Source organism: Sorangium sp. So ce693 (assembly GCF_051521375.1).
GTDB lineage: Bacteria > Myxococcota_A > Polyangia > Polyangiales > Polyangiaceae > Sorangium > Sorangium atrum.
Map to the genome: position 1 here is coordinate 3,179,618 of NZ_CP150347.1, position 13,544 is coordinate 3,193,161.

The 13,544-nt window shown below is 72.5% G+C and carries 11 protein-coding genes and 1 pseudogene; 8 read left to right on the forward strand and 4 right to left on the reverse strand.

The window, feature by feature from the left end; genetic code table 11:
- Positions 1-15 precede the first annotated feature (15 nt).
- From WMF14_RS12215 to WMF14_RS12230, 4 genes are read left to right on the forward strand one after another with little or no spacing between them, the layout of a single operon-like run.
- On the forward strand, positions 16-2,250 hold the full coding sequence (locus WMF14_RS12215) for a YncE family protein (protein ID WP_437801056.1): 2,235 nt from the start codon (positions 16-18) through the stop codon (positions 2,248-2,250).
- Positions 2,247-2,864 carry an SCO family protein gene (locus WMF14_RS12220; protein ID WP_437801058.1) on the forward strand — a complete coding sequence of 206 codons (618 nt, stop codon included), beginning with the start codon at positions 2,247-2,249 and terminating at the stop codon, positions 2,862-2,864. The genes WMF14_RS12215 and WMF14_RS12220 overlap by 4 nt, the downstream gene beginning before the upstream one ends.
- A 7-nt stretch (positions 2,865-2,871) precedes the next feature.
- A complete protein-coding gene (locus WMF14_RS12225; protein ID WP_437801060.1) occupies positions 2,872-3,588 on the forward strand; it encodes an SCO family protein in 717 nt (238 codons plus the stop codon).
- On the forward strand, positions 3,581-5,389 hold the full coding sequence (locus WMF14_RS12230) for an ABC transporter substrate-binding protein (protein WP_437801062.1): 1,809 nt from the start codon (positions 3,581-3,583) through the stop codon (positions 5,387-5,389). The genes WMF14_RS12225 and WMF14_RS12230 overlap by 8 nt, the downstream gene beginning before the upstream one ends.
- A 134-nt stretch (positions 5,390-5,523) precedes the next feature.
- Here WMF14_RS12230 and WMF14_RS12235 read toward each other — a convergent pair whose 3' ends face one another.
- The 3 genes and pseudogenes from WMF14_RS12235 to WMF14_RS12245 form a co-directional block, all read right to left on the reverse strand.
- Complete coding sequence (locus WMF14_RS12235; RefSeq protein WP_437801064.1) at positions 5,524-6,129, reverse strand: Uma2 family endonuclease; 606 nt, start codon at positions 6,127-6,129, stop codon at positions 5,524-5,526.
- Between the two features lie 152 nt (positions 6,130-6,281).
- Positions 6,282-6,776, reverse strand: coding sequence for a DUF6194 family protein (locus WMF14_RS12240; RefSeq protein WP_437801066.1), 495 nt, complete (start codon positions 6,774-6,776; stop codon positions 6,282-6,284).
- 250 nt (positions 6,777-7,026) lie between these two features.
- Positions 7,027-7,989 (reverse strand): annotated as a pseudogene (locus tag WMF14_RS12245) (arabinofuranosidase catalytic domain-containing protein); the annotation flags it as partial.
- A 1,129-nt stretch (positions 7,990-9,118) separates the two neighbouring features.
- On the opposite strand from WMF14_RS12245, the gene WMF14_RS12250 reads away from it, so the two are divergent.
- The 3 genes from WMF14_RS12250 to WMF14_RS12260 all read left to right on the forward strand — a co-directional run bounded on the left by WMF14_RS12250 (position 9,119) and on the right by WMF14_RS12260 (position 11,236).
- Positions 9,119-10,057 carry a hypothetical protein gene (locus tag WMF14_RS12250; RefSeq protein WP_437801068.1) on the forward strand — a complete coding sequence of 313 codons (939 nt, stop codon included), beginning with the start codon at positions 9,119-9,121 and terminating at the stop codon, positions 10,055-10,057.
- Between the two features lie 230 nt (positions 10,058-10,287).
- Positions 10,288-10,752: a hypothetical protein gene (locus tag WMF14_RS12255; protein ID WP_437801070.1), complete on the forward strand. Its 465-nt coding sequence runs from the start codon at positions 10,288-10,290 to the stop codon at positions 10,750-10,752.
- A gap of 229 nt (positions 10,753-10,981) precedes the next feature.
- Complete coding sequence (locus tag WMF14_RS12260) at positions 10,982-11,236, forward strand: hypothetical protein (protein ID WP_437801071.1); 255 nt, start codon at positions 10,982-10,984, stop codon at positions 11,234-11,236.
- Positions 11,237-11,252: 16 nt separating this feature from the next.
- Here WMF14_RS12260 and WMF14_RS12265 read toward each other — a convergent pair whose 3' ends face one another.
- The gene (locus WMF14_RS12265; protein ID WP_437801073.1) at positions 11,253-12,002 is read right to left on the reverse strand and encodes a helix-turn-helix domain-containing protein; all 750 of its coding nucleotides are present in this window, start codon (positions 12,000-12,002) and stop codon (positions 11,253-11,255) included.
- A gap of 131 nt (positions 12,003-12,133) precedes the next feature.
- Here WMF14_RS12265 and WMF14_RS12270 point away from each other — a divergent pair, with 131 nt between their 5' ends.
- Positions 12,134-13,312, forward strand: a complete 1,179-nt coding sequence (locus WMF14_RS12270; RefSeq protein ID WP_437801075.1) for a cytochrome P450 — start codon at positions 12,134-12,136, stop codon at positions 13,310-13,312.
- Positions 13,313-13,544 lie beyond the last annotated feature (232 nt).

Genomic DNA, 13,544 nt, shown 5'->3' on the forward strand with positions numbered 1-13,544 from the left:
AGGAGGGGCGCTGTGATGCGAAGGATCTCGATGGGCGGGACCTCGATGGGCTCGCGCGGACTCTGGCTCTCGCTGGCCTGGCTCAGCGCCTCGACGGCGCTCGGCTGCGGCAGGAGAGAGGCGCTCCCCGCCCCGGAGGACCCGGGGGCCGAGCCGCCGGCGCAGCCGGCGCAGCTCGCGCAGCCGGCGCAGCCCGAGGAGCCGGCGGCTCCCCTGCAGGAGAGCCGGGTCGAGCGCGATGGGCTCTCCATCGCGTTCGCCCTGCGGCCGCTGGACCGCGGCCAGCAGGGCGGAGAGAGCGGCCTCGGCGCGCCGCCGGCCGCGGCGGTGGCGGGCTCCGACGTCGTGGCCGAGTTCACCATCACCGACGCGTCCACCGGCGCGCCGGTCCGTGGCCTCACGCCGCTCGGCTGGATGTCGCGCCGCGCCGGGGCCGACGGCGCCGCCGCGGCGAGCTTCTCCGGCGGCGCGCCCGAGGCGAGCCTCGCCAGCGGCGCGCCTGCGGCGAGCCTCGCCAGCGGCGTGTCCGCGGCGAGCCTCGCCAGCGGCGCGGTCGACGCCGCGCCGGACGAGGCGGCGTGCCGGGGGAAGATCAGGAGCTTCATGGCGGGCCTCCTGTCCGTGCGCCCCGAGGTCGACATGAACGCCTACCTCCTCTGGACGCTGAACCAGGACAACACCCTCTCGGCCATCAACCCGCAGGTCACCCTCGCCAGGACGCAGCTCCGGAGCGTGGTCAGCCTCGCGGGCCCCGGCGTCTCGTTCGTCCTGCACCCCGACCGGGAGAGCCTCTACGTCACGCTCCGGGGCGGGCGGGGCCTCGCCGTGGTGGACACGCGGCGGGGGCTCGTCCGGACGAACGTCCCCGTCGGCCAGGATCCGTCGCGCGTCGTGATCGCGCCCGACGGGCGCACGGTCTGGGTGGGCAACGACGGCGACGGAACGGTGAGCGTGATCGACGCCCGCTCGACGGACGTCCTGAAGACGCTCCCGGTGGGCCCGGGCCACCACGAGATCGCCTTCACCGGCGGCGGCCGGGCCGCGTGGATCACGAGCCAGCAGGGCGATTCGGTGGCGGTGGTCGACGGCGAGACGCTCGAGCCGCTCGGCGAGATCGCGGTGGGCGAGGGGATCGTCTCCATCGCGGCGAGCGATGAGGCGGGCGTCGTCCACGCGGCGAACGCCGCGCGCGGCGAGGTCGTCGTCCTCGACGCCGCGCGGCGCGTCGTCGCCGGGCGCGTCGCCCTGAAGCCAGGGCTCGGCGCGCTCCAGTTCGATCCGCGCGGGCGGTTCTCGTTCGCGCTGAACCCGACAGCGAACGAGGTCGCCGTCCTCGACGGCGCGACGGGCGCGGTGGCGCACACGCTCACCGGGCTGGCCGCGCCGGACGCGGTCACCTTCACCGGGGCCTTCGCCTACATCCGCAACCGGGGCGCCGCGCGGGTCTCGCTCGTCGACCGGGCGGCCCTCGGCGGCGCGGCGGCCCCGCCCCTCGTCAACATCGCGGTCGGCCAGGGCCCGCCTCTGGCCGCCGCGGCGCGGCCTGGCCCGGCCGCGCTCGCCACGCCCATCGCCCCCCTGCCCGAGGGCAACGGCGCGCTCGTCGCGAGCCCGGCCGACAAGGCGCTCTACGTCTACGTGGAGGGCATGATGGCCCCGATCGGCACCTTGCCGAGCTACGGCCGCGAGCCGCGATCGCTCCTCGTCGAGGACAGGTCGCTCAAGGAGGTGCGTCCGGGCGTATACGCGACCACGGTGCGCCTCGGCGAGGGGGGGCGCTACGACGTCGAGCTCCTCCTCGACCGCCCGCGGACGGGGGTGTGCCTCGAGGCCACCGTGGCGCCCGCGCGCTGCGCCCCGGGCGACGGCGAGGCCGACGGGTCCGGCTGCGGGGGCGATCCCGTGAAGGACATCGCGATCGCGCCGCTCTTCGAGCCCGACCTGCGGCTCGCGGCGGGCGAGCCCGCGACGCTCCGCTTCCGCGCGACCGCCGGCGAGGGGGGCCCTCCGCTCGACGCGGAAGACATCGAGGTGATGGTCGTCCGGTTCCCGACCGGGTACCGCTTCCGCGGCGCGCCGCGGGCCGAGGGGGACGGCACGTTCTCCGTCGCGTTCACGCCGCCCACGCCGGGCCAGTACCGCTTCCTCGCCGCCGTTCCGGGGCGCGGGGCGCCTGTCGGCGCGCTCCCGTCCGTCCCGCTGCGGGTCTCGCCGCGCGGCGCCGGGACGCAGGTCGGAGGTGGGCGATGAGGCCCGGGGCGGCCCTCGCCGCGGTGGCCCTCGCGCTCGCGCTGTCCTCGTCCGCGCGCATCTCGCCCGCAGAGGGCAAGGTGCCGCGCGTGGAGCGCATGAAGATCGGCGGCGTCTCCAGGGAGGACGACGCCGCCGCGGAGCGGTACTTCACCAACACCGAGCTCGTCGACCAGCACGGCCGCGCGCACCGCTTCTATGCCGGGCTGCTGCGGGGCCGGAAGGTGCTCATCAACTTCGCCTTCACCTCGTGCAAGGGCGCCTGCCCCACGATGACGGCGAACCTCGCGCGCGTGCAGGCGCTGCTCCGGGCGCGCGGGCAGGCGGTGACGATGCTGACGATCACGGTCGACCCGGAGAACGACACGCCGGCCGCGCTGAAGGAGTACGCCGCGAAGTTCAAGGCGGGCGAGGGCTGGTACTTCCTGACCGGCACGCCCGAGAACGTCGCCACGGTGCTGAAGCGCCTCGGCGGCCAGGTGCGGCGGCCCGACGAGCACACGATGACGCTGCTCGTCGGCGACACGTCGACCGGCATGTGGCTGAAGGCGTTCGCCACCGAGGAGCCCGAGGCGCTCGCGCGCGCCGTCCAGCACCTCAACGACCCACGGTGAGGCCGACATGCGTTTCCTGTCGCTCTGTGCATTGAAAGCGCTGGTCCTGGCCGGCGCGCTCGCCGCGGCCTCGTGCGGCCGCGGGAGCGCGCCTCCTGGCGAGCACGCCGCCCCCGCTCCCGCGGGGCCGCCTGGGCGTCCTCCGGACGTCGCTGCGGCCGCGGGGCCGCCTGGGCTCTCCCCGGACGGCGCGGCGGAGGTGCGCGCCTCGCCGGCGACGGGCGTCGAGGTCCTGGACGACGAGCTCGTGGATCAGGACGGCCGGCCCGTCCGTCTCCGCGAGCTCGCGAAGGACCGGGTGCTCGTCGTCAATTTCATCTTCACGACCTGCACGACGATCTGCTCGCCGATGACGGCCATCTTCGGCCGGCTCCAGGCCCAGCTCGGCGACGCGCTGGACCGGGACGTGCGGCTCGTCTCGATCTCGCTGGACCCCGCCATGGACACGCCGGAGCGGCTGAACGTCTACGCCGAGAAGTTCGGCCGGCGGAAGGGCTGGTCCTTCCTGACGGGGCGGCGCGAGCGCGTGAACCGCGTGCTGGACGCGCTCGGGGGGCGCGCCCCGATCAAGGAGCGGCACGCGCCGATCACGCTCATCGGGCGCGAGGCGGAGGGCCGCTGGACGCGGGTCGAGGGCATCGCGCCGCCGGGGCGCCTCGCGGACGAGGTCCGGGCCTTCCTGCCGCCGCGAGGGCCTGTGGCGCGGAGCGCGGGCGGTGGATAGGCCGAGGGCCCGTCGGCCGAGGGCCCGTCGTCCTGGCAGGGCGCGGCTCGGCCTCCTGGCAGCGGTGCCGGCGCTGGGGCTCTGCGCGGTCGCGGCGTGGGCGCTCGGCCGGGATGACGGCGCGCCCCGAGCGCATGCGGCTGCGGCGGGCGAGGTGGGGTCGTGCGAGGAGCTCTCGCCGGCCGCCCGGCGCGGCAAGCACATCTACCAGCGCGGCGCGACCGAGGATGGCCGGCCCATCGAGGGCGCGATCGTCGGCGGCGCCGCGGCGCTCTCCGGCCGCGAGGCCGCCTGCGCGGGCTGCCATGGCCCCAGCGGGCAGGGGACGACCGAGGGCGGCGTCACGGCGCCGCCGCTCGCGGCCGAGCGGCGCCTTGCGTCGAGCGGCGAGCGGGGTGGGGGAGCTGGGCAGGGGAGGCGGCCAGGCGAGGGAGCGATGAGCGCCGCCGCGCTGGTGACGGCCATCCGCGAGGGGCGAGGGCCCGCGGGGCCGTGGCTGAGCCCGGTGATGCCGCGGTACCGCCTGGAAGAGGCGGATTTATCGGATCTTGTTGAATATCTGGGCTGCGTCGGCCGGGATCTGGATCCTGGCGTCACGGCGGGCTCGGTGGCGCTGGGCGCGGCGCTGCCGCTGACCGGGCCGGATGCGCCGGTCGGCGCGGCTGCGCGCGACGTGCTGATCGCGGCGTTCGCCGACGTGAACGCGCAGGGCGGCATCTACCGGCGGCGGATCGAGCTGCGCGTGGAGGACAGCGCCGGGCCGTCGGGCGAGGCCGGGGCGACGGCGCGCCTGCTGGACCGGGGCGTGCTGGCGCTGGTGGGGAGCGCCTTCGACGGGGATCCGGCGCTGCGGGCGCGCCTCTCGGAGGAGCGGGCGCCGCTCGTGGGGCCCTTGGCGCTGGCGGGCGCACCCGGGTTGGCCGACGGTGCCCCGGGCCCACCCGGGTTGGCCGACGGCGCCCCGGCGGCGAGCGCACCCGGGTTGGCCGACGGCGCCCCTGGTCGCGCGCGGGAGGCAGCCGGAGGGGGCGCGGCCGGGGCCGACGATGTCGTGTTCCAGGTGCTGCCGGGGCCCGACGTGCTGGCCCGCGTGGCGGTCAAGCACCTCGCCGGCGCTCCTGCGAACGCGGGGTCGCTCGCGCTGGTCGTGCACACGCGCGACCGCGCCGGCGAGGCCTGGGCGTCGGGCGCGCGCGCGGAGGCAGCTCACCGCGATCTTCCTGCACCGCCGGCGCTCTCCTTCGAGCCAGGCCGCCTCTCGCCGCGCGACGTGGCCGGCGCGGTGCGGGCGCACGGGGCGCGGGCCGTTCTCTTCTGGGGCCCCGGCGCGGACCTCGCGAGCGCCCGGGCGGCGCTGGACGACGCCGGATCGGCCGCGCCGATCTACGCCTCGCTGGGATCGATCGCCGGGAGCGCCGGGGCGCCGTCCCGCGAGATCGCCGGCCGCGTGCTGTTCCTGTACCCAGGCTCCCTGGGTGAGCGGGAGCGGGCGTCGGAGGACGCGCTGCAGGCGTTTCTGCGCCGGGCGGGCGTCGCGCCGGGGCCGCTCGGGGTCCAGGCGAGCGCGTACGTCGCGGCGCAGATCGCGATCGAGGCGCTGAAGCGCGCCGGCGCCCATGCGACGCGGGAGGGGCTGATCGCGGCGCTCGAGCAGCTGCGCGACTTCGACGCAGGCCCGGCCCCGCCCGTGACCTTCGCCCGGAACCGCCGGACCGGGGTGCTCGGAGCGAGCGTCTTCCGGATGGATCCGGCGTCCGACGCTCCTGTGCGCGCGTCGGTGTGGATCGAGGTGGTTCCGTAGGACGGATCGAGCTCGACCTGGGTGGTTCCACGAGGACGAACCTGCAGGGGAGGACCGTCGCGATCCACCGGTTCCACCGCTGCTGCCACCTGCCGCGCGGCGCCCTCGTCGCCAGGTCGCGGGGCCGCGGTCCGTCACCGCTGCCGCTCCTCCTCGTCCTCGTCGTCGTCGAACAGCGCGCCTACCTTCAGGACGATCGCATCGAAAGGCTCGGGCCTGACCCGATCCTCCCGCTCGGCCGCCAGCACCAGCAGATATCCCTCGGTCGTCCACCGGTAGACCATGAGCGTCTCCGTCTCGGGGTCGACGATCCAGTAGTGGGGCACCTTGCAGCGCTGGTAGGTTCGGAGCTTCTTGAACAGATCGTTGCGGCTGTTCGACGGCGATAGCACCTCACACACCCAGTCCGGCCGCACCCGGATGGGCACCTCCCCAGGCAGCTCCGGCAAGCGCTCGCGCAGCCACCCCGTCACATCGGGGCGGTAGACCTCATGGGTTTCCAGCTCGACCTCGACCTCGGTCGCGAACCACCAGCCACCGGGCCAGCGTCCGCCGGGCCCTCGATCATACGGTCCGCTGATCCGGCTCCCGATCCGTAGCTGGGCGCGCCCGTGCGGGCCGCTCGGCATGGCCTTGCGAACGAGCTCGCCACCGATGACCTCGTGGAAGCGCTCGCGCTCGGGGATGGCCAGGAGATCGTCCGCGGTGGCGAGGCGGCGGGCGGAAGCGGCTCCGGACATGCGCGCAGGATAGCGCCGGCGGCTGTCGAGGGCACCACCGGCGTCGCCGACACATCACCGCGACCGACCAGAAGGAGAGGGAGCACGGCCTCGACGCGCTCGCCCGGGGAAGCTCGCGTGCGGTCCGGTCGAGCGCATCGCCTTGTTCAGCCTCATTCGCGGGTCTCGCGTTTCGCGTACCTGCTGACAGCCAGCTGATGGGCCTCAGCCAGCAGCGGCCGCACCGCCTCGAAGGTTGCCTCGCTGGGGTTCAGCACGCAGACCCAGGACTGCGGTGCGTACACAGGGTGCGGCAGCAGTCGATCCAGGGCGGCGAAGTCGTGGCCGGTCTCCACGGCTCTGCCAGCAGGAGGAGGAGACGGCTGGGGGCCAAACAAGGAGCGGTACGTCTCCTTGCTGACGCCGATGTTCAGCCGGAAAACTCCCGGGCGATCCAGCTGGGAGGCGCAGTCGAATTCGCCATAGTCTTTGGTGACGATCGTCGCGAACGGGAACCGGTGAGCAGGCGGGAGCTGGCGTCCGGGGTCGTAGCTGAAGAAGGTGTCGCCCCAGGCGAGCTCGGGAGACCCGGCCTCGCGGGATGCGACGACCACATCGACGCCATCCAATGTGTCGGTGATGTACCGGGTGATCGAGGCCTCGTTCATCGGAGTCTCCGCGGCAGTGTCTGCCAGCAGGTGTGTGGGGCGAGGCCGCGCGCCAGGCGCTGAGCGTCGGGCGAAGCCCGTCGTGAGTTCGTTTAGCGGACTTGGCCTCTTGATTCAACTTCAACGTGGCCGTCCTCCGTACCGGCGTCAGGCGCGTAGCTCACTCCCTGTGAACTCGGCGTTCTTGGCGGTTCCTCTCTCTCCGCCATGAAGCTCCCGCAGCAGCGCTGGACACGCCATCCGCGCCCGCTCACTCATAGCCAGCCGCAATGATGTTGTTTTGGAGCGCGTCCTCCGTAGCATCGTTCGGGTAGCCGGCGGCGATCGCGCCCTCGTAGAACGTACCTGCGCTGTCGTTCGCGCCGCCGTCGGGCTTGCAGCAATCACCACCACTGCCGAGCACGATGGCGCCTTGCTTCTTCATCGGGCTATAGTTGGGCGGCAGCGAGCCCTCGTAAAGCTTGGTCAGACTTCCCGACTGGGCGTTGCCGCCCTTCAGCGCGAAGCGCGTGGTCCCGTCGTTCTTCAGGATCGCGGTGACGTACTTGTGCGGAAGCGCCTTTTGGTTCGGGTTCCAGCTGCTGCTGCCGCCGGGAAACAGACCCCACTCCAGGTCGGCCTGCACCCACGGACCGGTGCCGGAGCAGCCTCCGAACCAGCACTGCTTGCTGAAGTTGATGGCGTCCATGGCGCCAGCTCTGTCGGCCTTTCGGGTGGTCTCGCTGTTGCCGTAGTCGAAGCAGCACCCGCCGTTGACGTGGATGCCGCTCGTCACCATGTACAGGCCTTCCGGCGCGCTTCCCGTCGGAACGCCGGTGGTGTGGCCGTCGCGCCAGTAGCTGTTGCCGGGGTTGATGTAAAGCGAGTAGACCTTGCTCCCGCTCACCTGCAGCGACTCCGTGGTGGCCTTCGCTGGGCTGCTCCTCGGTGAGCCGGGCACCACGTCCGAGCCCTGGTACCAGAGGTCATTCCCGTGTCCGGATTGGTCGTAGAGCACCGTGATCACGCACGAGGTCCCGGCGCAGAACGCGTCCTGTGGTGCGGAATCGGCGGGGCCCCCGGCTTTGAGCACGGAGATGTCCTTGGTCGCGTTGTCCGAGGCACGCCGGACTTGGTAGAGCTTCCCGGCGTAGGCGCCGAACAGGGCGCGCACCGTGCTATGGGCGGCAACACACGGCGTGCCGCCGCTCTCGTAAAGATCGCACGGCCCGGTCGATGCGTTCACGTCACCGGAACCGCCAGTGCCACCAGCTCCCCCGCTTGTTGCGCCGCCGCCGTCTCCCGCTCCCCCGCTTGTTGCGCCGCCGCCATCCCCCGCTCCCCCGCTTGTTGCGCCGCCGCCATCCCCCGCTCCCCCGGTCGCTGCGCCGCCGCCGTTACCACCAGCGCCTCCTCCAGCAGTTGCCCCGCCAGCGTCTCCGGTCGCCGTGGGCTTCTCGGCTCCGGGGTTGTCAGCGGTGCAGCTCAAGCCTTGCGCGGCCAATACGAACGTGAGCATCAGCGTCTTTTTCATCTTTTCTCCTGATCGGGCGCTATTGCCGAGTGAATGCGGCTCGCAAAGCCAAGTGGCCACCTGACTTGGCCACTGTGCCACGGGCCCGTGGCGCCCATAGCGACGCCAGTTTGCCTCGAGCGAACGAAGACAGTAGTCCCAGTGGCATCTCTCCTCGATTCGGGTCGCTGGTCGAGCCGGATGGGAACTGAGATCGCCGAAGCAGAAGGATGCCCCTGCAGGTCAATGTGAGCGTTCACATTCCGGATGTCAATTCCAATCGACCGGCCTCCCGCTGTCCTCGATCCCGGGGGAGGACGAGGCTGGCGGGGCTCCTTCGGAGCGCCGCGTCGAGCGAGGGATCGTTCGGAGCGCGGCGTCAGGAGAGATCGGCACAGGATCGCGATCTTCGCCGGCCCGCTCGTCCACCAGGCCTCCAACGGCGTCTGGCTGACCGACCACGTGTCGCCTGCCTTGCGTGTCGGGCTGGCCCGGCGAGGGTCCCGCCCAGCAAGCGGGAAGGCCGCACCTTCGCATGTCGGGATTCCGACATACCCATCGTGCTTCACGTCCTGCAAATATTCAATCGCTGGATGTCCATGTCCTCCAGGATGAAGGCGAACGACGCCGTTCCGGTCTTGGTCCGGATGTCGTGCTCAACCTTCCTTCTGCTGCGTGCATGGGGCGATCAGCGGTCGACTGGAACGACGACAAGCCCCGAGGTCCTCCTGGGGTCGGTCATCATCTGCTCATGGTCGACGGATACGAGGCACCGCCGCGAGCGCCCGGCGGCCGTCTCCTGCTTGCCTTCGCCGCTCCCGCTCGGTAGCGTCGGTCCCGGGTAGACCTCTTGCCGGCCCCGATCGTCGTCGATATCGCGTCGGGCCCTGCCGTACAAGGCGAGCTCCCGGCGCTCCTCGTCGAGGCGTGCTCCCGCGCCGCCGGCGGCGGCGGGTGCGCGCTCGGCGATCCGAAGCACGCCGGGACCCCGCTCCGGGCGCTCGCCGTCGTCTGGCTGGACGGCCCGGACTACCGCCGGCTGCGGGTCGACGTCGCCTCCCTCGGCGCGCCCGAGGGCACGCTGTCGTCGCGCGAGATCGAATTCCGCGAGGAGGATCCGCTGCCCGACCGCTACCGCACCGCGGGGCTGCTGGTCGCGGCCCTGGCGTCGGAGCGCGCCGGCTCCGCGACGCCGCCCGACCCGACCGCCGCCGCCCCGACCGCCGCCGAGCCGGCCGCGGACGCACCGCCGCCGCGCCCGCTGGGCTGGTTCCTCGCCGCCGGCGGGCTGGTCGGCAACGGCCTCGATGTCGGCCCCGCGCGCGCCGCCGGCCCCGCCCGCGTCGGCGGCTGGGTCATGGCCACGTCGCTCGACCGGCGCTCGGGCTTCTTCGGGACCCTCTCGGTGTCCTATGCCGCGGCCCTGCGCGAGCCGGCCCCGGGCCTGTCCGTCCAGTGGCTCACGCTCGGGGGCGGCGGCGGCATCGCCGCGCCCATCGCGCCGCTCGACGCGCTCGTCCGGGCGAGGATCGAGGCCGCCGCCGACTGGGTGATGGCCTCCCCGCGCGACCCGAAGAAGCCGGAAGAGACAGGGCACGGGTGGGCCTTCGGGACGCGCACGGCGATCGACCTCGTATGGCCGGCCGAGGGCAGCGTGGCCCTCCTCGGGAGCGCCGAGGCGTTCGTGCGGATCCACCAGACCGACCTCCACCTCACCCCGAAGCCCGAGGCCGCGCTGCCGAAGGGCGGCGTCACGGGGATGCTGGGGGTGCAGCTGCGCCTGCGCTGACTCCGCGTTTCAGAAACCCCGCCAGAGAAACCGTCGATGACGAGCGGTCGCTGGAAACAGTAGTAATTTTGATAGTTTCCGCCTGTCTCGCCGCCGAGGGCGGCTTCGGTGTGGCCCAACGGAGCGCCCTCCGCCGCCGCATCGCCCGCGGTGAAGGGCCCGTAGCATCACCGATCGGGGTCGGTGCCGGGACCGGCGGCAGAGCGCCGATCGACGGTTGGGGCCGTGACGTGCTGGTCCGGGCGGCGCCGAGCGCGCTACGGGGGCGCATCGGCGGCCGCTCCAAGGCGCCGGCGGACAAGGCTCTCTACCGGAAGCGGATCAAGCCGCTCGGCCCCGCGGCGGTGGCGCTCCTCAAGGACCTGATCCCCGAGATGGTGGACATGACCCTGCACCACGTCATGTTCATGTTCCAGCGCCCGACCCACCACGGCATCCGCATCTCCGTGACGATGCCCGACGGGACGACCGTCCCGGACCTGAACGCAGCGAGCGATGGGCTGGCGGGGGATCTCGTTGCGTGGATCCCCGCTTTCTCCAAGGAGCGGCACAAGCCCTTCCCAGGCATGGAGGCGGATGCCAGCACGAGTGCTCCGACTCGGCGGAAGACGTGCCCGCGTTCTTCGACCAAGAGAACCTTCACCAAGAAGGTGACGTCGCGCGTTGGTCGCCCTGGCGCCGCCCGCAAGCGGTGAGCGCACTCGCGCATGGCCTCTTCGGCCGCGGGCAGTCGCAACCGAGGTCGTGATGTCGCAGCCGGCGCTCGTTCGTGGAGGATGCGGTCAGCGCGTCGACACCCGGCCGTTGGTCTCCGCATCGCGCATGGCGACGAAGGCTCGGTGCCCGCAGGGCGTAACCGCTGTCCGGTTCACGGAGAACCAGCACACGATGTTGCTCAAGCGGATAGGGCGATCAAACGGCTTCGTGAAAGTCAAGATTTTCTTGGCGTCGCTGCACGACACCAGCGGCTTCCCGATCGCGATCGATCCCGACGCGCCGGTGCGGCAGAAGGTGCGCTTCTTCGCGGACCTGCCGAGCACCGTCGAGGCCGCGAGCACGCCCGCGTTCGATGGGTCGGGCAGCGTCGTGCTGCAGGCGATCGTCTACTCGGCGGCCGGCGACACGACCGAGAGCTCCGACTACTACGGCCCCGCCGTGACGCTCGACGGCTGCCCGTGAACCGTCGAGGACGCGGCTACGTCGAGACGAACTCCCGGCGCAGCAGCGTGGGGGAATACCCCAGCATCCTCCGGCACGTCCGCGACAGGTGCGCGAGATCCGAAAAACCCGCGAAATGCGCTGCGTTCGTGTTGTCGAGCCGCACGCACGACGCGATCGCGATCAGGAGCCTCCGCCACAAGAGGTACGTGCGGATCGGCACCCCGACGTCGCGCACGAACAGCGCTTGCAGGTGCGCGGCGGAGAGCCGGGTCCTCGCCAGCACGAGATGCCGATCGGCGTCTGGATCGCGCAGCGCCTCGACCACGCTCGCGACCCGCGTGTCGAGATCGCGGCGCGGGGCCTCTTCCGCAAACCATGCTGCGGATTCGCGCGCCAGACCCGCGAGCACGTCGGGGCGCGACAGCGAGGCGCGGTGCGAATGGAGGGCGCCGCCGAGGCGCGCGGCGATGCGGCCCTCGAGCGGTGAGGCGCGACCCCGCTGGCGGGCGTAGACGGCGACCTCGGGCGCGAGCTCCGGATCGTGGTGGAGCACGATCGCGGGGCCCGGGCAGAAGGTGGCGTGATCCACCTCGGGGGGAACCACGACGACGCGCGCGCGGATCGGCGGGCTACCCTCCTCGGTGACGGTCACGTCGCCGTCGAGCCCGGCGTAGATCATGGTCGCGTGCTGGGCGTGGAGCGTCGAGACCAGCGACGGCGAGGCGCGCGCCGCGAACGCGTCCGTGATCACGCCGCCGATCCGGGATTCGTTCAAGCGCAGCATGGCGCAGGGCCGTACTGTAGCCGCATGCCTCGACCCGCTGCGCGCCTTTCTCCGGGGATCGCGGCGCGGGAGGCATGCTCGGGCGTCCGTCCGGGTCGCACCCCAACTCCGAGCGATGGAGGTCGAACGAAGTGCTGAACTTCATCTCCGAAGACATGCGCCGCAACCCGTATCCGCTCTACGCGCAGATGCGGAGCGTCTCTCCGGTGCTCGCCGTGCCGGGCGGCGAGATCTGGATGATCCTCGACTACGAGGGTGTCAAACGTGCGATCCACGATCACGACACCTTCAGCTCCCGCGCGGCGCCGCCGGGCGGCGGGCCTCTCGACTGGATGATCTTCACCGATCCGCCGCGCCACACCAAGCTGCGATCCATCGTGGTGAAGGCCTTCACCCCGCGCTCGATCGCGGGCCTCGAGCCGCGGATCCGCGAGCTGTCGCGCGAGCTCGTCGATCGGACCATCGAGCGCGGCGAGATGGATCTCTGCGCCGACTACGCCGTGCAGCTCCCCATCCTGGTGATCGCCGAGATGCTCGGGATCCCCCTCGCAGATCGCGATCGCTTCAAGCGCTGGAGCGACGCGATCCTGAACCTCAGCCAGATCATCGGCGGCGGCGAGGAGGGGGCGCGCGCAGCGCGGGAGTTCGGCGCGGCGCGGGAGGAGATCCGCGCCTACCTCGCGGGCATCCTCCCCGAGCGCAGGCGGGCGCCGAAGGACGATCTGCTGACCCGCCTCGTCGAGGCCGAGGTCGACGGAGAGCGGCTCGGCGAGGACGAGATCCTCGATTTCTTCATGCTCCTGCTCCTCGCCGGCAGCGAGACCACCACCAACCTGATCACCAACGCGATCCTCTGCCTGCTCGATCACCCGTCCGAGCTCGCGCGCCTCCGCGCCTCTCCCGCGCTCTGGCCCTCGGCCATCGAGGAGGTGCTGCGGTATCGCTCGCCGGTCCAGGCGGTGTTCCGCACGCCGCGGCGCGATGTCGAGATGCACGGCCAGCCGATCCCGGCCGGCAAGCTGGTGCTCGCGATGATCGGCTCGGCCAACCGCGATCCGAAGGTGTTCGAGGCTCCCGAGCGCTTCGACGTCGGCCGCGATCCCAACCCGCACGTCGGCTTCGGCCACGGCATCCATTTCTGCATCGGCGCGCCGCTCGCGCGGCTCGAGGCGAAGGTGGCGCTGCCGGATCTGGTGTCGCGGCTCGAAGGGCTGCGGCTCGCGAGCGACGCGCCGTGGGAGCCGCGCAAGACGCTCCACGTGCACGGGCCGACGCGGCTGCCGATCCGGTTCGAGCCGGGGAGGCGTTGAGGCGTCTCAGCCGCGCAGCTCGAGGGTCAAGCACTTCACCCCGCCGCTCGACTGCGGGCTGCTCTGCCGCGGGTTCGCGCGGCTCCGGTGCGAGCGCTGCGAAGAGAGTCGGCTGGTGGCGTAAGGTGGGCGCCCGGCGCCTTGCCGGCTCTCGCCGGTAGGTCTCCGGGCGCCCCCTTCCGAACCGGGCATGCACCTTTCGTTATGCACCCGGCTCTCCATGATGGATTGC